The organism is Stenotrophomonas sp. STEN035 (genome assembly GCF_056759935.1).
Genome location: NZ_JBRRDY010000011.1, coordinates 102,897 through 125,501, shown reverse-complemented (window position 1 = coordinate 125,501; position 22,605 = coordinate 102,897). Strand labels below are relative to the sequence as shown.

The following is a 22,605-nucleotide window of genomic DNA, read 5'->3' as shown; positions in this document are numbered from 1 at the left end:
GGGGGGGCTGCGGGGTCGGCGGGCGCCGGGGCCGATTCCAAACAACATCGCGGCCGCCGAGCGGGGGGCGGGGCCCCACCGCGGGCCCCGGGGGGGGGTGCCTACCCCACCCCCCCCCCGCACCCCGGTTTTGAAGCAGTCAGTTGGTAGCGACAGCGTCTAGCGCTGCCGCATGACTTCGGTCTTCTGCATCGAGGGATCGAGAAGAAGACTTCCATGAGAACAGCTATCAACTACCTGACGGCTGAGCTACACCCTCTTGAAGCCTTACAACTTCTGGGCACAGCGTTGCGCTGGCTCCACAAACTGGTGCCAACGCAGCCCACCTGTCTCAAGTCCTGCGACAGGCAAGGCACAAAGTCAGCCTCTCGAGGAGGGAGCTCAACAAGCCTTACAGACTCCGACGAGCTTGCCTGATTTATTTCTTTTCCCACGGGAAGAAATTGGACATACTGTCCCCGTTGTTCCCGGAGCCTTCATGAATACGTACCAATTGATCGACCTTTCCCTCCAACGCTTCAGCCCGAAGGAGGTCGCCCAGGCACTGGGAGTCGATCCGAAGACTGTCCGCCGCTGGCAGACCCGCGAAACCGAACCCAAGCCCTATGTCGCCGAAGCAATCCGTCAGCGCCTGCTGCCTTTCGGCGAGCCGCCAGCAGGCGAAGGCAAATTCCGCTTCATCGATCTGTTCGCCGGTATCGGCGGCATCCGTACCGCCTTCGAAAAGCAGGGTGGCCGCTGCGTGTTCACCAGCGAATGGGACCCTTACGCGGTAAAGACCTATCGAGCCAATTTCCACGATGGGGAAGGCCATGTATTCGCCTCCGACATCACGAAGGTCCACGAGAGCGACGTACCTGACCACGACGTGCTGCTCGCAGGATTCCCCTGCCAGCCGTTCTCAATTGCAGGCGTTTCGAAAAAGAACGCACTGGGCCGTCCACACGGCTTCTCAGACAAGACGCAAGGCACCCTCTTCTTCGATGTAGCTCGCATCATTGCCGAGAAGAAGCCCCGCGCGTTCTTGTTGGAGAACGTCAAGAACCTGATGAGCCACGACAAGGGCCGCACATTCTCGACCATCATCGATGTGCTGCAGAACGAGCTTGGCTATCACGTCCATTACCGGGTGATCAACGGCAAGCATTTCGGTCCGCAACATCGCGAACGCATCATCATCGTCGGCTTCCGCGAGGAAGTGCCATTCACCTGGGAAGATCTGGATCTGCCTGACTTCGGCCTCGCCCCTAAGATGGGTTCGGTGATGCACAGCCAAGATGGCTCCGAGCCCGCTGATGCTCCTTATATCGGTGGCGCGAAGGGCAAGGTTCTGGACAAGTACACGCTCTCGGACAAACTTTGGGAGTACCTGCAGAACTATGCGGCCAAGCATCGGGACAAGGGAAATGGCTTCGGCTTCGGCCTGGTTACCCGCGAAACGACCTGCCGCACGCTGTCGGCCCGCTATTACAAGGATGGTTCGGAAATTCTGATCTCGCAGGGGTCGAAGAAAAACCCCCGGCGTCTGACGCCGCGCGAATGCGCGCGCCTCATGGGCTTCGATGACAATTTCCGCATCCCGGTATCCGATACCCGTGCATACAAACAGTTCGGCAATTCGGTGGTGGTTCCGGTGATCAGCGAAGTTGCGAGAATCATGATTCCGCATCTTCTACAGGACTCCGCTTCGGATGCGGCCAAGCCGACGAAGAAGAAGATCAAGGCCTGAGATTGGTGGACAGCCTTACCCCCGCGCAGCGATCCGCACAGATGTCGCGGATCCGCGGCTCGAATACCAAGCTGGAGGTCCTTGTACGCAAGGGCCTCCATGCGAGAGGGTTCCGCTACCGCCTGGGCGGGGCTGGCTTACCTGGACGACCAGATATCGTACTGCCGAAATACCGGACCGCGGTTTTTGTCCATGGATGCTTCTGGCACGGCCACGATTGCCCGTTGTACCGTCTTCCCAAGACAAGACCGGAGTTCTGGCAGGCGAAGATTCTGAGTAATCGAGTTCGCGATGCGCGGGTGAAAGCCGAGCTTCAAGGCATGGGCTGGCAAGTCATCGAAATATGGGAGTGTTCTCTTCGCGGCATCCACCAACGTGAGCAGAATTACTTCTTCGACGCATTCGTCGCGAGCATCAAAACCTTAATGACCTAAACCCTACCCCATCGCATCATCAGCACCAGAAAGCATGACCAACCCCGTCAAGCGAGCACCCCACATGCTCACCACATACAACGAGTTCGTAACGACGAAATCTTCAAAGGACCGAAAAGAACGCCATGGAAATGCATCTCGAGTGGAATGAAATTTCAATTTGGCTAAAGCAAAGCGAGCAGATATTCATAAAGAAGCTTTCGCGCAATGACTGCGGCTGGGCAGATAGCACAAAGAATGGCCACCAGAATGGTTTCTTTATTCCAAGAGCCATCGCGGAATCGAGTTTTTTCCCTGCACTGAAGAACTCCAACCCAAAAAAGCCTCATATCTACGACGTTGAATATTCTACTTTCTGGCCAGCTTCCAGCGAGATAAAGACTTCAACAATTAAAAATTTTTCCTTGCGCAACCCTGAAAACAAGGAAAAGGCAAAACCCAGATACGAGTGGCAGCACACAGGAGTACCAAAGGAGCACTTCCAGAAATTGTCGCCTGCATCGCTACTTCTCGTTGGAAAGCTAAAACAGCCATTTTCGGATGCAAGCCATTGGTTCATTGTCATCGATTCAGAATGTGAAGAAGCCGCGATAATCGAAACAAATTTCAATTTGGATGCTGACTTCCACTTTGATCTTTTCGACCCATCGGTGGCGGAGACCCGAGATCCCTTTGCAGATCAGCTTGTTGATGAGCTGGCGCAAGCAATTAGAGATGGCTCGCTGGAAAGCTATATAAAGGGGCAAGCGATCCCATCACCGCGCACGCTGGCAACACAGGCACAAGCTGCATGGCTTGATGAGAACACTGCCGATGAATTGAACCCATTCGACATCAATCGGCCTGGCGACGCGGTCATGCGCATCAGCCGCGATATCGAGTATGCGATTTTCAAACGAGCCGAAGTCCGCTTCCGAGCTGCCCAAGTTGCCCGTATTCTGCTTCATGGCGGCGGTGATCCTTTAAGTAATCTGGTTCGTGGCTTCCCAGAACTGGACTCAGTATTTCTCAGTGCCGCCCAGACTCGGAAAAGTAGGGCAGGACTCTCGTTCGAGTACCACGTAGAACGGTTATTCAAGGACGGACGGATCCGCCATGAGGCACAGGCTATCTTGGGTGGCCGGCGACCTGACTTCGTACTTCCTAGCGTTGCAACACTAAACGCAGAAAATGAGACAGCCATCGTTTCGCTGAAAACTACTCTTCGCGAACGCTGGAAGCAACTTGCCTTGGAAAAACCAATTGGGCAGATTTTTCTCGCTACGGTCGACGACCGTGTCTCTGGAGAAGCCATTGATGAGATGGAGCGAAATTCGATTGCACTTGTCGTACCAGAGTCCCTCAAGAAATCCAAGGAATCTGCTTATGACGGCTACAAAAACGTAATCACCTTCCGGCAATTCTTCGATTCCGAGATAAAAGAACGACGCCCTTCACTCATCCTACCATTGGAGAAATGACGATCCATGTAATGACCCACATGTCGCCTGTCCGCAAAATTGATTCGATCGACTCACGAGGCTTGCATCTCTCCAAACGACAACAGCGAGGGTGGAAACCTCGCCCTCCCCTTACTCGCTTCTTGCCGGCTCAATGGCGGATCATTGAGCTAATGACGGCCCCCACTCCCAAAGTTAATGCCGCGAGTAGGATTATCACCCTCGATACAGCACTACCCTAGGCAGACGAGGTTGTCAGTTTGGGGTATAGTCTGACCCCAGAATAGTCCCAAGCACGGACAGGGAATCATTCGGGGGAATGATGGATGGCAATCGCTAGAAGGGAAGACGAACGACAGCTCGAGGTTGCTCGCGCAGATGTGAGGGCGAGAACGATCGTAATCGCAGGTCCTGGCACAGGCAAAACGGAGGTCGCCGCCCAGCGGCTTCACCATCTTTTTCGACACGGACTGCGGCCCTCGCAAATTTTGGTGCTGTCCTTCTCAAATAGTGCGGTTCGCACGTTGACACGACGCCTTGAAAATCAGGCAGGCGTCGATGATGCGATGCTGGAAGACTTGCGCTATTTATCAATTAGGACTTTTGATTCTTGGGCCTTTCGTATGCTTCGCCAGCTGGGGGACAGCCCTAGCCAACTGATGTCTCGAAATTACGATGAAAATATCGCGGAACTAGTAGGTAAGCTCGAGGGCTCATCTTCGAACGAGGCGCATGACCTACTAAGGAATTTACGACACATCATCGTTGACGAATTCCAAGACTTGGCCGGCGTACGGGGCGCCCTTGTGGTCAGTCTTCTAAGGCTGCTGACCAATGCTAGGAATGCAGGAATTGGGTTTACGATCCTTGGAGATGACGCGCAGGCGATCTATGGATTTTCTATCCGGCGTTCAACTACACGCGCATTTTCCCATGTCACAACTTCTTGGCTGCTCTTTCAGCTGCGATCACGATTTCCCGACGTCCGCGAAGTCGAGCTGGACACCAATTACCGTGCTGTAAGCGAGTTGGCCAAGTTGACAACGACGATGCGCACTATCCTGCGCCGCGGCGACACGGGTACGCAGAAGAATGAGGCACTGAAAGATTTGGTAGCAAAACTACCCGAACTCAGTGGCAAACTGGGTCACGAAGCAATCACAGAACTTAGCGGTGATAGTGCCGCCATTTTGACACGCACCAATGGTGAGGCTTTGCGCATTGCGCAACTACTGGGTGGCGATAATAACGTGGCGGCGATGAGGGTCGTCATGGGCTCTCGTAGCAAGCAGCGCGCCACTCCCGGATGGGTTGGAGCGCTGCTCGGGCGGACAAAGGGATCTGCCATCCAGCGTGCGCAGTTTTCCCGGATTTATCAACACGTCTACAACGGTGGCTCGCGCGACACAGGGCTGTGTATGCCCGAGGAGTCTACGGCGTGGACACGCCTCCTGCGTGCTGCCGGGTTGGCGAGGGACGGGACTTCCTTGGATCTAAGTGTCCTTCGCGAGCGCATGGCCTGGCTAGATGCGTTTCCAGACGACGAAGGGGTGAATGATGGCGTTGTTCGCGTGCTGACGATTCACCAATCGAAAGGTATGGAGTTTGATTCGGTGGCGATACTTGAAACACGCGAGCAGAACGAATCTAACGACGCCGAAAGCGATGAAATGCCATCTGATGACGAAGCATCTGAAGCAGCCAGCGTCGTTTTCGTCGCGGTAACGCGCGCCGGTCGGAATCTTGTACGGATTCCCGCAACTGCTACTTACCCGTTATTCCAGTGGCAATATCCCGGCGGCGGCTTACGTTGGTATAGCCGTTGGAATGGGGGGCTGAACGTTGAACTTGGCCAGCCAGGAGATATTTGGCCGACGAGCTTCGTTGATACACGATTGCACGGCGACGAAGCGGGCGTTATGGATCTACAACGATTTCTTGCCGACCAAGCCAGCGAGTTGGGAGGACGAAAGGTGATGCTGAAGAAGATTGCTTCGCCCGACAATTCACGCAATCAGATCTATGCCATTCATTTACAGGAAGGCACGGCGCCAGGGCGGCTACTGGGTGCTACGACATCACAGATGACACTTGATCTGTTCGGATTGCTCTGGAAAAAGGGTTTCGGACTTCCGTCGACGCTATTCAACTTGCGGATTTCGCAGGTGGCCACCCTACAAGGTAGCGCTGAAGTCAGCGCAGGGGTTGCGAGTGAGTATGGTGCAAGTGGCCTGTGGCTTGGTGTCCAGCTCTACGGTGTTGCATTCGCCAAAATATTCAAGCGATCCAAATAGCTATCGAGAGGCTGGTTATGAGCATGGAAGTCGCACGGGAAAAATTGATCGACCTTGTGAAGGGCGTGATACTGGGGCCGCTTCGAGTTGATGAGACCTTAGCATCGAATCCCTCTGACACCTATCTCACCGGGATACTATGGCCGCGCGACTCCATACCGAATGTCATCGAGGATGATGGCGAAATCGATGCGGTCGCAGATGACGGTACTCAAGGAGCAGAGTATGCAATCCCGGGTTACCGTGCGATCAAACCCTGCTCGATTGGACTAACTTGCACTTTTGATCCGGGCGCAGCGGTTACGATCTCATTGGCCGGCACTGCGCGGTATCGTCCAGTTGCTCGTGAAGACATAGTGCCAGTCGCCGCCGCGCAGGAACTTGCTGCACAACCCACATCCGTCTCATATTGCTGGATTCGCACGCCTCTCGACCACCAAGTTGAGATTTTACCGGATGAGCAACGGCCGGCGTGGCGAACCCAAGAATTCTTCCGCAGCGACGGCAGCCGGTTTACTGATCCGAATCTCGCTTTGGACATCAAGCGACGGGTGCAAGAGTCCGGAATCACTTTCACGGCCACGCTGATCAATCTGGCCGAAAAGCCCGCGGACTACGCGCTCGCTGATGCAGCGAATCTCTTTCAGACGCGGCTGGAGATTCGGGCGGTTATTGCAGATGTACCCGCGATTCGCGCACGCCCCTCCACATTCAAATCGGATGACGAAGACGCATTGACGAACCAGTTGCTGTACCGGGACGTAAAGGAGTTCGCTGCGGGTCACGGTGTTGCCGCGGACTGGCCGAAGCAGCTGGATGTACGGGTTCCATGGGTGTGCACGGCGTGGCTTCCTGTCGCCACGGTTGCTGGCACTGATACTCGCGGTCATCGCGACCTGCAATCACTAGTGAGCCCCTCACATAATCCGTTTGCGGCGGCAGCGCTTGGCGACCAGTCCCGGCAGCAGGCGACCTGCGATTCGCTCGAGGCATTTGTCGACATGTATGGCATTTGGATCCAGCGTGAACTGGTGACGGTCCTCCCTGGATTTGAAGGCGACCTAAACCGTGCGGCAGGCGTAAACCTCAAGAGGTGCGAAGCGACCTTGGTTAGGCTGAAACACGGTGTGGACGTGTTGCGCAGCTCGGAGGTCGCTTGGCGGGCTTTCGCGTTAGCAAATACCGCCATGGACATGCAGGCGCAGTTTCCTGCCAAGAGGGAGCGAGCGCAGCCGCTGGTCTGGCGCCCCTTCCAGCTGGCCTTCATCCTGCTTGTTGTTCCCTCGCTGGTTGATCCGAAGAAAGATCACGTCGCACGCGCCTGTGCGGACCTGCTGTGGTTCCCCACTGGCGGCGGCAAGACTGAAGCCTATCTTGCCCTCACGGCGTTCCAGATCTTCCTGCGCCGCCTGACGGACGACGGAAGGCGTACAAACGGTGGCGTAGATGTACTCATGCGTTACACGTTGCGTCTTTTGACAGTTCAGCAGTTTCAGCGTGCCACCGCCTTGATCGTCGCTTGCGAGGAACTAAGGAAAAAAGAACCGGGTAGCTTGGGTAGCGCCATTATTTCGATTGGACTTTATGCGGGTGGCGATGCCACACCCAACCGCATGGATGATGCCATTGCACGCATTGCCGACGAACGTGCTGGGGCCAAGCCCATGTCCACACCTAGGCAGCTCCTAGAGTGTCCGGTATGTGGGGGTACGCTGCCGATTTCGGCTTACACCATCCCTATTGGAACCCAAGAGATGCGGATCGCCTGCCCGTCTGCAACATGCGCAACTCGAGGGGCACCCTTGCCTGTCATGACGGTGGATGACGTGATGTACGCGGCCCCTCCATCTCTGTTGATTGGGACCGTGGACAAGTTCGCGCAGCTACCGCGACGCGTCGACATTAGAACCCTTTTTGGAATCGACACGGGGCTAAGGCCCGGCCTGATCATCCAAGACGAACTGCACCTCATTTCCGGGCCGCTGGGTTCGATGGCTGGGTTGTACGAGGCTGCGATTGACTACCTCTGCACTGTGGATGGCGTGCCTCCCAAAATCATTGGCTCCACGGCGACGATCGGGCGGGCCGCGCGCCAGGTCCGAGCGCTCTTCGACCGTGATGTCCTACAGTTTCCGCCGCCGGGCTTCGATGCCGACGATTCTTTTTTTGCAACCAAAGATGAGCAAGGTTCAGACCGTCGATATGTTGGCGTGGCTTCTGCTGGCCGCAGCCCGAAATTTGCGTTGCAGGCGGCACTGGCAGCCGTGAGTCAGGGCGTCGCTAGCCTGCTGGAATTGGCGGAGATTTCCCTTGCAGACGCAGATCCCTACTGGACGTGCGTCGCTTATTTCAACAGTCTACGCGAGCTGGGAGGCGCACACGTCCTCGTTATGGATGACGTTCCCCGGCAGATGCAGTTCTTGGCAAGCCGGCTCACGACGGGAGTCCGGAAGTTTGAAGACTATGCCCAAGAATTGAGCGGGCGTGTGTCGTCGCGCGACATCCCTCAGCGCCTCCGGGAGCTGGGACAGTCTCTCGGTGATCAGGATGTTTTCGCGCCGGTCCCCATTGACATGGTCCTCGCAAGCAACATGATTTCGGTTGGCGTCGACGTTCCGAGACTTGGTCTGATGGTGGTCAACGGTCAACCGAAGTCCACAGCCGAGTACATCCAAGCATCGAGCCGCGTCGGCCGTGGATTACCGGGCCTGATCGTCACCCTCTACAACTTCGGGCGGCCGCGGGACCTCTCACATTTCGAGCATTTCCAGAATTACCACGGCGCTCTCTACCGGTCAGTCGAAGCCACGAGTGTGACTCCTTGGGCTCCAAGAGCCCGGGATAAAGCGGTGCATGCTGTCTTCATTGCATTGGTGCGCAACTTGGGAAGGGGGATGCTAGGAGAGAAAGAAGCAGTTCGATTCGATCCGCAAGATTCCGTCGTCAAAGAGATCGCCTCATATCTAGTGAGGCGGGCCGCGGCGGCAAGCTATGACCTGGAAGCGCAGGACACAGCAGAAGACCTGAGCGATGTCATGGATACATGGACCCGTCGTAGTCGAGAGGCCAGAGCTACCAGCTCCTCCCTGAACTACTGGGAGAGAGTGGCGCCGTTTGGGAATACCACGCCGGCATTGATGTACTCAGCCGAGGACGGATTGCGTAGAGGCGGAGCGGGATGGTCCACACCAAACTCAATGCGGGAAGTTGAACCCTCCACCGCCTTTGTATGGAAACAGATCTCTCGGACTGGAGGAAAATCCTTTGGCAACTCATAACGCTAGTCGAGGAGGCGGGACTTCGCGGCCAAGAACCGGTGCAATGGCTGCCGGACGGCCTTCCGAGCCGAGCGTCAGGCCGGTCGGCAAGGTTCGCCGCTCGCAGACTATCTCTACCTACGGGATTGGAGCGATCATAGATCTCGAGGCGGGGTCCTTCATGGCGATGGGACTGGAAGACTGGGGCAGCGCTGCGAGTCGGTCGACGTCGATCATCTCCGAATCGCGCTTGCAAGCCCAGTTAGGTGTCGACCATTTCCGCCTCGCCCCAGTCGCGGAAGATGTACGAGGGGAACCGGGGATGGTTGCCTCGCGCGCAACCGTGCCGGTCGTACGCTTCCCGGAGTGGCAGGAGTGCCCTAAGTGCCACCGCCTCGGAAAACTGGACGAGCCGTTCGAAAAATCAGCTGACTTGAATCGACTCGTATGCAGAGCTTGCGGTGAAAAGAGCTATGTGAACCCTGTCCGATTCGTCGTCGCGTGCCGAAAAGGACATATCGAGGAATTTCCATGGGAATGGTGGGTGCACAAGGGTGAAGCTTGTACGGAGCCTATGAGCCGGATGTATTTGCGTTCCCACGGCAGGTCTTCGTCACTTAGCGATCTATATGTGCAGTGCATGAGCTGCTCAAGGTCCCGATCATTGGGCGATGCGTATGGCGAAGGTGGGCTGTACGGTCGGCATTGTTCGGGGGGCCGGCCATGGCTATTTGACCGGATCTCAGGATGCGACGCACCGCCGCGTGTTCTCCAGCGCGGCGCATCCAACGCCTATTTCCCGATCATCGCTTCGTCGCTCTCGATTCCACCGGTATCAGAAGCCGCTTTTCAGATTGTCGAGGAGAACTGGATAGTCCTCAAAGGGCTTCCGGAAGCGGCTGTTGAGGGAGTACTCAGCGGCGTGGCAGAGGCATATCAAGTTGAAGTCAGCAGCTTGCTCCGAGCGTACGGAAACAAGCGTTCCTTCAGCCAATCGGACATCAAGTACACTGACGTGGCTGGGCGCACCGAGGAATACGCTGCTCTCAGTGCCACACGGCATGATGATGCGGCAGGTGGCTACGTCCCGCAGTTCCGTAACACTGTGAATAACGCGCCACCCGGAATTGCGCTATGGTTTGATCTGATTGGCGCAGTGTCACGCCTACGCGAGGTTCGCGCATTGGCAGCATTTTCGCGCATAGAGCCTCGGCCCATGAGCGCGGAATCTGTTTCGGCGGCTATTAGGGATGGAGAGGTCTCGCCGCTGCACAAGCGCCAATCGAATTGGCTGCCTGCTGCAGAAATTCGCGGAGAGGGCATATTCTTGCGATTCCGAACGTCAGCTATTGACGAATGGATTATGAAGAATCCCAGCGTAACGGGGCGGGCGAAGATTCTCGATAAAAAATTGCAAGCGCTGGCCCGAGAACGCGGATATCAACATGACTATGCAATCACCCCACGCCTGCTTCTGGTCCACTCTTTCTCTCACGCGCTGATCCGCCAGCTGTCTCTTGATTGCGGCTACTCGTCGTCTGCGCTGCGTGAACGCCTGTATGTAGCAGAAGCATCTGACGACTCTGCACCCATGAATGGCGTGCTAATTTACACCGGGTCCCCCGATTCCGAGGGCAGTCTCGGTGGATTGGTACGGAATGCTTCTCCGGATCTAATTGAGGATGCAGTATTGCGCGCCATTCGTTCCACAGAATGGTGCGGCAGCGACCCGGTCTGCCTAGAGACCGACCCTAACCAGTCTGGTGAACGTGTTGGCGGAGCCGCATGTCACTGCTGCCTACTTGTTCCTGAAACCGCCTGCGAGAAGTTCAATCGTGAACTCGATCGAACCATGCTTGTTGGTGACGCTGACCATTTTTGGAGGGGATTCTTTGTAGCCGCCGAAGGGCAGGACGCTGACTAATGGCCACACTGATCCCCGACACTCCGCGAGACTGCCCTGCGGGCGAGCGACAAGTTTTTGAGCGGTTCCAGCGTGACCTTACCGATCAGCCAGCTTGGGTAGTGCTTCATTCGCTTGGGCTGGCGACGCACGAGCACAAAGTGTGGGGTGAGATCGACTTTGTCGTGCTTTCGACGAAAGGGATCTTTGTGCTGGAAGTCAAGGGCGGCCAAGTCGAGTGCCGTGATGGACAATGGATCTACAGTCGTGGCGGGGAGTCATACACCCGAAGGGAGAGCCCATGGTCGCAAGCAAGTACTGCGATGTTTGCCTTGAAGGACCGCATTCGTGCCATCGATGAACAGCTTGCGAGTCTCCTGTTCGGCTTCGGCGTGATCATGCCACACGAGCACTTTCATGCCATCGGCCCAGAGATAGACCAAGGAACCTTGCTCGATCGGCGCGATTTCCGCCGAAATCTTGGGTTCTACCTCGGGAGTCTGCAGCGGCATTGGGAAGCCATCTACCAGGACAGGCACGGAAAGGTCCCACCTCGCCCAACGGTTGATGACATCAGGAAGCTCCGAAACCTGCTACGTCCGGATATTGAAACCAGCATCAGCTTGGGGAGCGAGCTCAATGGACTTGATCAGAAGCTCATCCAGCTTACCAACGAGCAGATCCGCGCGTCTCGCCGTATGGCAAGCAACTCCCGGACTATTGTTCGCGGGTCTGCTGGAACCGGCAAGACAATCTTGGCCGTCGAACGGGCCAAGCTGCTTGCAAATGAAGGAAGTTCAGTTCTCTATTTGTGCTTCAATCAGCTATTGGCCAGGCATGTCGCGGAGAATATTTCAGCAAACCAAATCGCCAACGTGCGGGTTCGGCACATTCACTCGTTGTTTCGCGAGGTCATTGCCGCGGCAGGACTTGACGCGCAACTAAACGTCGCCGGCGTGGATGACAGGGAACTGTTCGGAAGAATATTCCCTCAAGTATTTGTAGATGCAGCCCTCGCCCAAGATATCGAAGTTGCTGATGTGCTGGTAGTCGACGAGGCGCAGGATGCGCTCACTCCGGATAATCTCGACGCATTGGACCTGCTAGTCAAAGGCGGGCTACGCAATGGCCGCTGGCATCTCTTCATGGATCCAAAGCAGAATATTTACCGAGTTGAACAAGATGCTACTGAGAGGCATTTGAGTGGCATAAGCATAGCCTTTGACGATCTATTCCAGAATTGCAGAAACACGCAACAGGTGGCACAGCAGACAGCGATCATTTCCGGAATCGACATGGCCACCGAAGGGGCCATCTACGGAATTGCATGCGACTGCTACTTCTACAAAGATCGGGTAGACGCGATTTCATTTGTGGACCGCCAGATATCTCATCTTCTAAAGAGCGAGGTTCGTCCCAACGAGATAATCGTCCTGTCTTCACGAAGACTCGAAAATTCCCTTCTTGCAGGGGTAAAAACGCTTGGAGGTCTTCGCGTGTGCGAATTGCGGATCCGCACGGAGGAAGGCACATGCGATTTCACAACGATGCATGCATTCAAGGGCTTGGAACGGAACATCGTAATCGCGATCGATTTAGACGAATTGGGCGATCGGGAATGGTCGATGCTTCACTACGCCGGATTGTCCCGCGCCAAGACGCTTCTGATCCCTTTGATAGCAGAGTCATCCCGTAGTCGCTACAACGAGCAAGCGGCCCAATTCGGACGGAGAATGGCGAATGCCAATCCGCTAACTGCATAATCGCATTAACACATCAACCGACATTCTGATGGCGATGCTGAGACTAAATGTTTCTGGCGCCTGCCCGCAAAGGAATGCCGAGTTGAATAGAACCTTCAGAACTCTTTCCCTTGGTCCGACTCCAAAATATTGCCCAATGGCAACCCAACGTTAAGCTAAAAGAAAAGGGCGACCGAAGGCCGCCCTTTTCTCCATTTAACTGACTCTATCAAACCCCAACAGGATTAGCCTTCTCCGGATCAATCCCATACTGCTTGATAGCCCGCGCAACATCCTTAGCCGTCATCTTCCCATCCTTGGCAAGCGCCGCAATGGCCGCATGCGCGATGTAATAACGGTCAACCTCGAAGAAGCGACGCAGGTTCGCACGCGTGTCCGAACGGCCGAAGCCATCGGTACCCAGTACCGAATAGGTGGCCGGCACGAAGGCGCGGATCTGGTCGGTATAGGCGCGCACGTAGTCGGTTGCGGCGATGACCGGGCCCTGGCGGCCTTCCAGCAGTTCGGTGACGTACGGCTTGCGCGGTTCGGCTTCCGGGTGCAGGCGGTTCCAGCGCTCGGCGTCGAAGCCATCACGACGCAGTTCGTTGAAGCTCGGGCAGCTCCAGATGTCGGCGGTGACGCCGAAATCCTTGTCCAGCAGTTCGGCCGCTGCAATGGCTTCGCGCAGGATGGTGCCGCTGCCCAGCAGCTGCACGCGCAGCTCGCCCTTCTTCGGCTTGCCTGCGTCGGTGAGCAGGTACATGCCCTTGATGATGCCCTCGGCTGCGCCTTCCGGCATGGCCGGGTGAGCGTAGTTCTCGTTCATCAGGGTGATGTAGTAGTACTCGTCGATCTGGTCTTCCATCATGGCCTTGGTGCCGTGCTGGAGGATGACGGTTACTTCGAAACCGAAGGTCGGGTCGTAGCTGCGCACGTTCGGGATGCCGCCAGCAACGATATGGCTGAAGCCATCTTCGTGCTGCAGGCCTTCGCCGTTCAGCGTGGTGCGGCCGGCGGTACCGCCGAGCAGGAAGCCGCGGGTACGCATGTCCGCTGCCTGCCAGGCGATGTCGCCAATGCGCTGGAAGCCGAACATCGAGTAGTAGATGTAGAACGGCAGCATCGGCACGTTGCTGACCGAGTAGCTGGTACCGGCCGCCATCCACGAGGACATGGCACCCGGCTCGCTGATGCCCTGCTGCAGCACCTGGCCGCTCTGGTCTTCGCGGTAGTACATGAGCTGGTCGGCATCGACCGGCTTGTACTTCTGGCCGTACGGCGCGTAGATACCGATCTGGCGGAACAGGCCTTCCATACCGAAGGTGCGCGCTTCGTCGGCGACGATCGGCACCAGGCGCGGGCCCAGCTCCTTGTCACGCAGGCTGATGTTCAGCGTCTGCACGAAGGCCATGGTGGTGGAATAGGTACGCTCGCCGGATTCCTTGAGCAGGCGCTCGTAGGTTTCCAGCTTCGGTGCGATGAAGGACTTGTCGGCCTTCTGGCGACGCTGCGGCAGGTAGCCGCCCATCGCAGCGCGACGCTCCTGCAGGTACTTCACTTCCGGCGAATCCGGGCCCGGATGGTAGAACGGCACCTGGCCGTCCTTGAGCTGTTCATCGGTGACCGGGATGTTGAAGCGGTCGCGGAAATGGCGGACCGATTCGTCGTCCAGCTTCTTGGTCTGGTGGGTGGGGTTGAGCGCTTCGCCAGCGCTGCCCATGCCGTAGCCCTTGACCGTCTTGGCCAGGATCACGGTCGGCATGCCCTTGGTGTTCACGGCCTGGTGGTAGGCGGCGTACACCTTGTGCGGGTCGTGGCCGCCACGGTTCAGGCGCCAGATGTCGTCGTCGGACAGACCGGCAACCATCGCAGCGGTTTCCGGGTACTTGCCGAAGAAATGCTCGCGCGTATACGCGCCGCCGAAGGCCTTGCAGTTCTGGTATTCGCCGTCGACGGTTTCCATCATCAGCTTCTTCAGGACGCCATTGGTGTCCTTGGCCAGCAGGGCATCCCAGTAACCGCCCCACAGCAGCTTGATCACGTTCCAGCCGCCGCCACGGAACACGCCTTCCAGTTCCTGGATGATCTTGCCGTTGCCGCGCACCGGGCCATCAAGGCGCTGCAGGTTGCAGTTGACGACGAAGATCAGGTTGTCGAGGCCTTCGCGGCCGGCCAGGGCGATCGCGCCCAGGGTTTCCGGCTCGTCCGACTCGCCGTCGCCGATGAAGCACCACACCTTGCGGTCGCTCTTCTCGATCAGGCCACGGTTTTCCAGGTAACGCAGGAACTGCGCCTGGTAGATGGCAGCCAGCGGGCCCAGGCCCATCGACACGGTCGGGGTCTGCCAGTAATCCGGCATCAGCCACGGGTGCGGGTACGACGACAGACCGCCGCCGTCCACTTCCATGCGGAACTTGTCCAGCTGCTGCTCGCTGATGCGGCCTTCCAGGTAGGAACGCGCATAGATGCCCGGGGCGCTGTGGCCCTGGATGAACAGCAGGTCGCCCGGGTGGTTGTCACTCGGCGCGCGCCAGAAGTGGTTGAAGCCCACGTCATAGAGCGTGGCACCCGATGCGAACGAGGCGATGTGGCCGCCCAGGTCGCCCGGCTTGCGGTTGGCGCGCACGACGGTGGCCATCGCGTTCCAACGGATGATGGAACGAATGCGCCATTCCAGTTCCGCATTGCCGGGGCTCTTGGCTTCCAGCTGCGGCTCGATGGTGTTGACGTATTCGGTGGTGGGGGAGAACGGCAGGAACGCGCCCGAGCGACGGGTCAGTTCAACCATGCCTTCCAGCAACTGATGTGCGCGCTCGGGGCCCTCGACATCGATAACGGCCTTCAACGACTCGATCCACTCCTGGGTTTCCAGGGGATTCGTGTCGTTATCAAGCATCTCGTTCAACCAGTTCATTAGCGCTCCCAGTTACTGCACGCACGCGCGCGCTTGTCATTATTTTGAGCCGTAAAGTGTAGCGCACCCGGTACCTTGCCAAGCTGGCTACGCATGCGTATGGAGCGGCAAAAGCCAGTGTCTGCAAGACAGTTCGCGACAGTTCTGATGCGCGGGCATGGACAGCCAGGGACAGGTTCCGCGCCCCCGTGCAGACGCTTAATGGCACTAAACACCGGGCGAAGTTGCCATCGGCAGAGGTCAAGGTGGTGACAGCCAGGTCATGCTGCACCGCAGCAATTGGTGCGGAATGCAAATCCTGCTGGTCTGCACCGTCCCATCGGAGGCGACGGCATTTGCGCCGGAAGAGTTTTCGATATATCGTTTTGCGCACTTTCGATATATCGAAAACCTCAATGCCCAGCCCGGAACCCCGCCGCTCCCCCACCCCGCGCCCCTTGGGCCGTGGCGATCTGCGCCTGTTACTGCTATCGCTGATCGGCGAGCAGCCACGCCACGGCTACGAGCTGATCCAGCAGATCAGTGAGATGTTCGTGCGCGTCTACACGCCCAGCGCGGGCTCGGTGTATCCGCTGCTGGCCGACTTCGAGAAGCAGCGCTGGGTAAGCGCCGAGGAAGACGGCGGGCGCAAGCGCTACCACATCACCAGCCTGGGCCAGTCCCAGCTCAAGCTGCGTGCCGAGGACGTGGAAACCGCGCGCATGCGTGCACGCCACAACTCCCGCGTCATCGCCAGGGAAAGCCTGCCGGCGCCGCTGCGCGATGCCATGCACCAGTTCACCCACTCGCTGATGTTGCGCAAAGGCGATTGGCAGGACGCCGATGTCGCGCGCATTGCCGGCCTGATTGCAGAGGCGACCGCGCTGGTACAGCAGCAGTCGCAGGAAAACTGATTTGCACCACCGTTATTCATTACGACCCAGCCAGAGCGATCCAGCCAAGTCATCCCGGCCTTGCCGACACTGACCCCAGGTACCCCCATGTCACAGCATGAAACCCAATTGATCCGCATGACCCCGCGTTTCTGTCAGCTGCAGGTAGTGCACACGGAACGCCTGACCCCGAACATGCAGCGCGTTGTTGTAGGCGGCGATGCGCTGGAAGGTTTTGACAGCCGCTCACCGGATGACCACGTGAAGCTGTTCTTCGCCAATGCCGAAGGCGAATTTGTATTGCCGGAACTCACCGAGCAGGGCCCGCGCTACCCGGAGGGCAAGCAGCCTTCACCGGCACGCGACTACACGCCGCGTTTCTACGATGCCGATGCAGGCGAGCTGGTGTTGGACTTCGTGCTGCATGGTGATGGCCCGGCGACCAGTTGGGCCGCTGAAGCCAAGATTGGCGACGAGTTGGTGGTTGCCGGCCCGCGTGGTTCGCATGTGGTGGCCGATGACTTCGACTGCTATGTGCTGATTGGTGATGAGACGGCGTTGCCGGCGATTGCGCGGCGCCTGGAAGAACTGCCGGAAGGCGCGGTGGCCGAGGTATTCATCGAGATCCCGGAAGAAGGTGATCGGCAGCCGTTGGAGAGTTCAGCGCAGGTGACCGTGTCGTGGTTCGAGCGCAATGGTTTTGATGCTGCCAGCAGTACCTTGCTGGAGGATGCGCTGGTGGATTTCGAGCAGCCTGATGGCGATACGCATTACTGGATTGCCACCGAGTCCAAGCGTGCGCGGATGATGCGCAAGTTTGTGGAAGGGCATCTGCAGGTGCCGAAGGAGTGGATACGCGCGACCGGGTATTGGAAGGCGGATCCGAACGAAGTGGAGTGAGGCTTGAAGCCTGACCCTTCTCCCCTCGGGAGAAGGTGCCCGGAGGGCGGATGAGGGTTGGTGCGAAGCACCTGCAAAAATGATTGCGGAGGGCTTCGCCCCCTACCCTCTCCCCAACCCCTCTCCCGGAGGGAGAGGGGCTTTCGCGTTCCTTCTCCCTTCGGGAGAAGGTGCCCGAAGGGCGGATGAGGGTTGGTGCGAAGCACCTGAATAAATGATTGCCATGGGGCTTCGCGCCTACCCTCACCCCAACCCCTCTCCCGGGGGGAGAGGGGCTTTTGCGCCTTCCTTCTCCCCTCGGGAGAAGGTGCCCGAAGGGCGGATGAGGGTGCGGCGAAGCTGTAGTGCCGAGCCATGCTCGGCAGAGGCTTTCCCGGTGAGGCTCCAGCCGAGCATGGCTCGGCTCTACAGGGTTAAAAGCTACCCCTCCCTAGCCCTCCCCTTCGCTTCGCAAAAGGGAGTGGACTAAAGCTACAGCCTCTTACCGAACTGGTACGTCACACCCAGCATCGGGCCTGACAGGGACACGTCCAGGCGCTTGCCCTTGTCGCGGTAATCCAGGCTCTGGTGGCGGTAGCCCATCGATACGAACAGCTTGTCCGTTGCCTGGTAGTTGGCCAGCGCCAACAGCTGCCAGGTCGAATCCGAACCCACACCAAAACCGCCTACATCCACATAGGCAATGCTGCTCCAGCGTGGGCTCAGCGTCTGCCGCCAGCGCACACCGGCAATCGGATCGACGAAGGTGGAATCCGAACGCGCCGACACGAGACCCGGTACGTTCACCGCTGCATTGATATCCCAGTAACGCGCGCCGGCCAACAGGTCGATGCCGGTACGCTCGTTCGCCGACCAGGCATAGCCTGCAGTCACGGTTGCCGAGGTCTGCTTCACCTTCACGTTCGCTGCCACGCCGATCGGCAGCGGCGTCGAATCCGAGGTAGATGCGTGGGTGAAATCGGCCTGCAGCACGAAGTTGCCACGGCGCGCGGTGCCGGTGATGAAGGCAGCGGCATCGAGGTTGTCCATCAACTCGGAGAAGGACTTGTGCACGTCCGCCATCGGTGCGCCGCGGAACGGCCTCACCTGGCCTTCCATGCCGCTCATCCACACATAAGGCGTGGCCTGGAAGCGCCAGCTGTCGTCGTTGTCATTGCTCTGTGCGTGCGCGAGCGGCATGCCGCCCATTGCCAACAGCAGGCACAGGTATTTGCGGGTGAATCGGGTTTTCATTGAAGCTCCAGATGGGGCGCACCCGGTTGCCCGGGCACGCCGATTGCTCGCCTTAAATGCCCAGGAAACGGAACGGCTTGGCGTCCTTGAACTGGGCGTTGGCTTCACCCGCGTAGATGGTGCGCTGCTGGTCGCCTAGGTCCAGACGCTTCACTTTGCCGCGCTCGCTGAAATCAATCTTCTTCAGGTCCACCCAGAACACATTGGGTGCCAGCGCGGATTCGAAGTAATAGCGCATGCGCGACTGGTCGGAGACCGTGCGCCAGCGCGTGGAGGAAATATTCGGCTGGTCCGGGGTGGTGATGCCGTAGGGCACCGACACGTTGCGGATCACGCCGAACACGCTGGCGGTGGATTCCACCGGATCGGTCGACTTGGGGATCGCGTCGATATAGAAGGCCGCGCGCGCGAAGCGGTCCGAGGCGCGGTTGGTACCCGGCAACATCACCGTGCCGCCGATCTGCCGCCAGTAGGTTTCCAGTGCCAGCTGCTCCTCGAAGATCGGCGAGTTGGTCATCACCTTGTAGTCGCGGCTGTGATGGATGACCTGCTTGCCCTTGATGTACTCGATGATGGCGCTGTCGCCGCTGGCATCGGAGATGGACAGGTGCAAGGTGGCCAGGCGCTGCTCGCCGGGCGCTGCGTCGCTGACCAGGGTGAAGGGCTCGGTGTTCAACACCTTCACCGCTTCCTCGACGGTGGCGAAGTTGTCGAGCATGTACTGCGTCCACACCGAGATGGCCAGGCCGGGCTTGCCGCTGTTGCGCTCGGGGTATTCGGACTCGGCCAGCCATAACAGGTTGGCGACCAGGCCGGCTTCGTTCATGCCGTCGGTGGTGGAGATGTCGTAGGCACTGGCGATGACGCTGCCATAGCGCGAGGTCCACTTCAGCGTGTCCGGGCCGGTCTCGCCGTTGCGCTGCATGCCGCGCGGGAACATCCACAGATGGGTGCCGGTGTCGATCTTGTAGTCCATCGAACGGCCGGTGAAGATTTCATTGCCGGCACCGTGATAGACGAAACGGGTGCAGGCATCGGCTTGCTGCTGCATGCCGGCCATACCGAACAGCACGGTGGCACAGGCGGCAATGATGGATCGCTTGGCTGATTTCATGGAGTTCGCGTCCTTGGCTTGATCAGATCAGAGATGCAACCGGAACGATCCTAGCAGCCATTCATTGTCCTGCCGCGACACGGTTGGCAGTCCTGAAAAACAGCAACCAGACATTGGGCCGCTGCTATGCTCCGCACATATTCGAACGGAGGAACTGCCCCATGCCTCAAATCACACCGCATCACACTGCCGCCATCCTCCGCCCGCTGCTGGTCGGCGGCCTGCTGAGCATCGCCCTGAGCGGCTGCCTGAGTGCACCGCCGGTTTCCGACGACCCCAACTTCGGCCGCTGCAGCGATACCTCCGTGCAATGGGCTGTGGGCACGGTCAATGACGAAGCCACCGTGCGTCGCCTGAAAAAGGAGAGCGGTGCAGGCCTGGTCAATCCGATCGGCCCGACCACGATTGTTTCCCGCGATATTCGCCAGGATCGCCTGCGCGTCTATACCGATGCCAACAACGTCATCACCAAGGTGCGTTGCGAGTAACACCAGCGCGCTGCGGCCTGCCGCACAACACGCGCACAAACACGAACGGCAGGGTTTCCCCTGCCGTTCGTCGTTTCACACGCTCACAATCGCGAGCGCTTGTTTCAAGGCCGCTTACTTCAAACCGCGGTTGTGCAGCAGCGGCTCGACGCTCGGGTCCTTGCCGCGGAAATCGCGGTAGGCCGTTGCCAGGTCGCGGGTATTGCCGATCGACAGGATCTTGTCGCGGAACACCTGGCCGTTCTCACGGGTCAGGCCACCGTTCTCCTTGAACCACTCGAAGGCATCGTGGTCGATCATCTCCGCCCAGAAGTAGGCGTAGTAACCGGCCGAGTAACCGCCACCCCAGATGTGGTCGAAGTAGCTGCTGCGGTAACGCGGCGGCACCTGTGCCAGATCCACCTTGTAGCGCTTCAGCGCATCGGCTTCGAACTTGTCCACGTCCTGCAGCGGTGCGTCAGCGCCCTGCGTATGCCAGGCCAGATCCAGCAGCGCCGCCGACAGGTACTCGGTGGTCATGTAGCCCTGGTTGAAGGTCTTGGCCTTGGCGATCTTGTCGACCAGCTCCTGCGGCATCGCTGCCTTGGTCTGGTAGTGCTTGGCGTAGTTGGCGAACACCTTCGGGTCCGAAGCCCAGTGCTCGTTGAACTGCGACGGGAACTCGACGAAGTCACGCGGCACGCCGGTGCCAGCCACGCTCGGGTACTTGGTATTGGAGAACATGCCATGCAGGGCGTGGCCGAACTCGTGGAACATGGTGGTCACGTCGTCCCAGCTCAGCAGCGCGGGCTGGCCGGCGGCAGGCTTGGTGAAGTTGCTGACGTTGTAGACCACCGGCTTGGTGCCGGTCAGGCCGTCCTGTTCGACGAACACGTCCATCCAGGCGCCACCGGACTTGCTGTCGCGCTTGTAGAAGTCAGCGTAGAACAGCGCCAGCGGCTGGCCGTTGGCATCGGTGACTTCAAACACGCGCACGTCCGGGTGATAGACCGGCAGATCCTTGCGCTCCTTGAAGGTCAGGCCGTAGAGCTGGTTGGCGGCGTAGAAGACGCCGTTCTGCAGCACATTGTCCAGCTCGAAGTAGGGCTTGATCTGCGACTCGTCCAGGTCGTACTTGGCCTTGCGCACCTGCTCGGCGTAGAAGTCCCAATCCGATGCACTAGCCTTGAAGCCCCCCTTCTGCGCGTCGATCACCTTCTGGATCTCGGCCAGCTCGCCGCGTGCCTTGGCGGTGGCCGCCGGCACGGTGTCGGTCAACAGCTTGAGCGCGTTGGCCGGCGTCTGCGCCATCTGGTCGGTCAGGTTGTAGGCGGCGTAGTTCGGGAAGCCAAGCAGTTTGGCCTTGGCCGCACGCAGCTGGGCCAGGCGCTGGATGATGGCGCGGGTGTCGTTGGCATCGCCGTGCTCGGTGCGGGTTTCCGAGGCCTGCAGCACCTTGGCGCGCACGTCGCGGTCCTGCAGCGAGCCGAGTGCCGGCTGCTGGGTGGTGTTCTGCAGGCTCAGCACCCACTTGCCATCGAGCTTGCGGCCCTTGGCAGCGTCTTCGGCGGCGGCGATATCGCCCTCGGACAGGCCAGCCAGCTGCGCCTTGTCATCGATGACCACGGCACCGGCGGCGGTGGCCGCGACCAGCTTGTTGTGGAAGTCGTTGGACAGGGTGGCTTCTTCGGCGTTGTACTGCTTCAGCGTTTCCTTGTCGGTATCGCTGAGCTCGGCACCGGCCTTGACGAAGCCCTTGTAGGTTTCCTCGACCACGCGCAGCTGCTCGGCGTCCAGGCCGGCTTCGGCGCGGCCGTCATAGATGCTCTTGATGCGAGCGAACAGCTTGGCATCCAGGTGGATGGCATCGCCATGCGCGGCCAGCTTGGGCACCACGTCTTCCTGGATCTTCTGCCGCTCCGGGTTGGTATCGGCCTGCACCACGCTGAAGAACACGCGGCTGACGCGGTCCAGGATGGCACCGGACTTCTCCATCGGAAGCAAGGTGTTGTCGAAGGTGGCCGGCTGGGTGTTGTCGGTGATCTGCTTGATCTCGGCCAGCTGCTGGCGCATGCCTTCCTCGAAGGCCGGCAGGTAGTCGCTGTCCTTGATCTTGTCGAAGGCCGGCGCCTGGAACGGCAGCGAGCTGACAGTCATGAACGGGTTGGTGGAAGCATCGCCCGGCTTGGCGGCCTCCGCAGGTGCATTGGCGGTCACGGGGGCAGTGGACTCCTTGCCAGAACAGGCGGCCAGCGCAAGGCTGATGGCGGCGGCCAGAACAACGGTACGCGACATGAAACGGCT

The 22,605-nt window shown here is 58.8% G+C and carries 14 protein-coding genes; 10 read left to right on the top strand and 4 right to left on the bottom strand.

Features of this window, described 5'->3' with window-relative positions:
• Positions 1 to 478: 478 nt before the first annotated feature.
• From dcm to ACVOLL_RS08105, 7 genes are all read left to right on the top strand, one after another.
• The gene (gene dcm, locus ACVOLL_RS08135) at positions 479 to 1,729 is read left to right on the top strand and encodes a DNA (cytosine-5-)-methyltransferase (protein ID WP_481512437.1); all 1,251 of its coding nucleotides are present in this window, start codon (positions 479 to 481) and stop codon (positions 1,727 to 1,729) included.
• Between the two features lie 5 nt (positions 1,730 to 1,734).
• Positions 1,735 to 2,163 carry a very short patch repair endonuclease gene (locus ACVOLL_RS08130; RefSeq protein WP_481512436.1) on the top strand — a complete coding sequence of 143 codons (429 nt, stop codon included), beginning with the start codon at positions 1,735 to 1,737 and terminating at the stop codon, positions 2,161 to 2,163.
• Positions 2,164 to 2,288: 125 nt separating this feature from the next.
• Positions 2,289 to 3,623, top strand: coding sequence for a type II restriction endonuclease (locus ACVOLL_RS08125; RefSeq protein WP_481512435.1), 1,335 nt, complete (start codon positions 2,289 to 2,291; stop codon positions 3,621 to 3,623).
• 305 nt (positions 3,624 to 3,928) lie between these two features.
• Complete coding sequence (locus ACVOLL_RS08120; protein ID WP_481512434.1) at positions 3,929 to 5,896, top strand: UvrD-helicase domain-containing protein; 1,968 nt, start codon at positions 3,929 to 3,931, stop codon at positions 5,894 to 5,896.
• Between the two features lie 17 nt (positions 5,897 to 5,913).
• On the top strand, positions 5,914 to 9,174 hold the full coding sequence (locus ACVOLL_RS08115) for a helicase-related protein (RefSeq protein ID WP_481512433.1): 3,261 nt from the start codon (positions 5,914 to 5,916) through the stop codon (positions 9,172 to 9,174).
• 43 nt (positions 9,175 to 9,217) lie between these two features.
• The gene (drmB, locus tag ACVOLL_RS08110) at positions 9,218 to 11,077 is read left to right on the top strand and encodes a DrmB family protein (protein WP_481512432.1); all 1,860 of its coding nucleotides are present in this window, start codon (positions 9,218 to 9,220) and stop codon (positions 11,075 to 11,077) included.
• The gene (locus ACVOLL_RS08105; RefSeq protein ID WP_481512431.1) at positions 11,077 to 12,819 is read left to right on the top strand and encodes a nuclease-related domain-containing DEAD/DEAH box helicase; all 1,743 of its coding nucleotides are present in this window, start codon (positions 11,077 to 11,079) and stop codon (positions 12,817 to 12,819) included. Before drmB ends, ACVOLL_RS08105 begins: the two co-directional genes overlap by 1 nt.
• Before the next feature lie 208 nt (positions 12,820 to 13,027).
• Here ACVOLL_RS08105 and aceE read toward each other — a convergent pair whose 3' ends face one another.
• Complete coding sequence (aceE, locus tag ACVOLL_RS08100; protein ID WP_303748745.1) at positions 13,028 to 15,715, bottom strand: pyruvate dehydrogenase (acetyl-transferring), homodimeric type; 2,688 nt, start codon at positions 15,713 to 15,715, stop codon at positions 13,028 to 13,030.
• Positions 15,716 to 16,110: 395 nt separating this feature from the next.
• Between aceE and ACVOLL_RS08095 the strand changes: the two genes are divergently transcribed.
• Positions 16,111 to 16,608 carry a PadR family transcriptional regulator gene (locus ACVOLL_RS08095; protein WP_481512430.1) on the top strand — a complete coding sequence of 166 codons (498 nt, stop codon included), beginning with the start codon at positions 16,111 to 16,113 and terminating at the stop codon, positions 16,606 to 16,608.
• 87 nt (positions 16,609 to 16,695) lie between these two features.
• A complete protein-coding gene (locus ACVOLL_RS08090; protein ID WP_481512429.1) occupies positions 16,696 to 17,487 on the top strand; it encodes a siderophore-interacting protein in 792 nt (263 codons plus the stop codon).
• Positions 17,488 to 17,958: 471 nt separating this feature from the next.
• On the opposite strand, the gene ACVOLL_RS08085 is transcribed toward ACVOLL_RS08090, so the two are convergent.
• Together ACVOLL_RS08085 and ACVOLL_RS08080 are read right to left on the bottom strand one after the other, a co-directional pair.
• Positions 17,959 to 18,720, bottom strand: a complete 762-nt coding sequence (locus ACVOLL_RS08085; protein ID WP_481512428.1) for a porin family protein — start codon at positions 18,718 to 18,720, stop codon at positions 17,959 to 17,961.
• A 52-nt stretch (positions 18,721 to 18,772) separates the two neighbouring features.
• A complete protein-coding gene (locus ACVOLL_RS08080) occupies positions 18,773 to 19,834 on the bottom strand; it encodes a linear amide C-N hydrolase (RefSeq protein WP_481512427.1) in 1,062 nt (353 codons plus the stop codon).
• A 161-nt stretch (positions 19,835 to 19,995) separates the two neighbouring features.
• Here ACVOLL_RS08080 and ACVOLL_RS08075 point away from each other — a divergent pair, with 161 nt between their 5' ends.
• A complete protein-coding gene (locus ACVOLL_RS08075) occupies positions 19,996 to 20,322 on the top strand; it encodes a hypothetical protein (RefSeq protein ID WP_481512426.1) in 327 nt (108 codons plus the stop codon).
• Positions 20,323 to 20,436: 114 nt separating this feature from the next.
• On the opposite strand, the gene dcp is transcribed toward ACVOLL_RS08075, so the two are convergent.
• Positions 20,437 to 22,596 carry a peptidyl-dipeptidase Dcp gene (gene dcp, locus ACVOLL_RS08070; RefSeq protein ID WP_481512425.1) on the bottom strand — a complete coding sequence of 720 codons (2,160 nt, stop codon included), beginning with the start codon at positions 22,594 to 22,596 and terminating at the stop codon, positions 20,437 to 20,439.
• Positions 22,597 to 22,605: the final 9 nt, after the last annotated feature.

Excerpts from the sequence above, each read along its gene's own strand:
- dcm (WP_481512437.1), top strand. The coding sequence starts at position 479 with ATGAATACGTACCAATTGATCGACCTTTCCCTCCAACGCTTCAGCCCG.
- ACVOLL_RS08125 (WP_481512435.1), top strand. The coding sequence starts at position 2,289 with ATGGAAATGCATCTCGAGTGGAATGAAATTTCAATTTGGCTAAAGCAA.
- ACVOLL_RS08120 (WP_481512434.1), top strand. The coding sequence starts at position 3,929 with ATGGCAATCGCTAGAAGGGAAGACGAACGACAGCTCGAGGTTGCTCGC.
- ACVOLL_RS08115 (WP_481512433.1), top strand. The coding sequence starts at position 5,914 with ATGAGCATGGAAGTCGCACGGGAAAAATTGATCGACCTTGTGAAGGGC.
- drmB (WP_481512432.1), top strand. The coding sequence starts at position 9,218 with ATGGCTGCCGGACGGCCTTCCGAGCCGAGCGTCAGGCCGGTCGGCAAG.
- ACVOLL_RS08105 (WP_481512431.1), top strand. The coding sequence starts at position 11,077 with ATGGCCACACTGATCCCCGACACTCCGCGAGACTGCCCTGCGGGCGAG.
- aceE (WP_303748745.1), bottom strand. The coding sequence starts at position 15,715 with ATGAACTGGTTGAACGAGATGCTTGATAACGACACGAATCCCCTGGAA.
- ACVOLL_RS08095 (WP_481512430.1), top strand. The coding sequence starts at position 16,111 with ATGCCCAGCCCGGAACCCCGCCGCTCCCCCACCCCGCGCCCCTTGGGC.
- ACVOLL_RS08090 (WP_481512429.1), top strand. The coding sequence starts at position 16,696 with ATGTCACAGCATGAAACCCAATTGATCCGCATGACCCCGCGTTTCTGT.
- ACVOLL_RS08085 (WP_481512428.1), bottom strand. The coding sequence starts at position 18,720 with ATGAAAACCCGATTCACCCGCAAATACCTGTGCCTGCTGTTGGCAATG.
- ACVOLL_RS08080 (WP_481512427.1), bottom strand. The coding sequence starts at position 19,834 with ATGAAATCAGCCAAGCGATCCATCATTGCCGCCTGTGCCACCGTGCTG.
- ACVOLL_RS08075 (WP_481512426.1), top strand. The coding sequence starts at position 19,996 with ATGCCTCAAATCACACCGCATCACACTGCCGCCATCCTCCGCCCGCTG.
- dcp (WP_481512425.1), bottom strand. The coding sequence starts at position 22,596 with ATGTCGCGTACCGTTGTTCTGGCCGCCGCCATCAGCCTTGCGCTGGCC.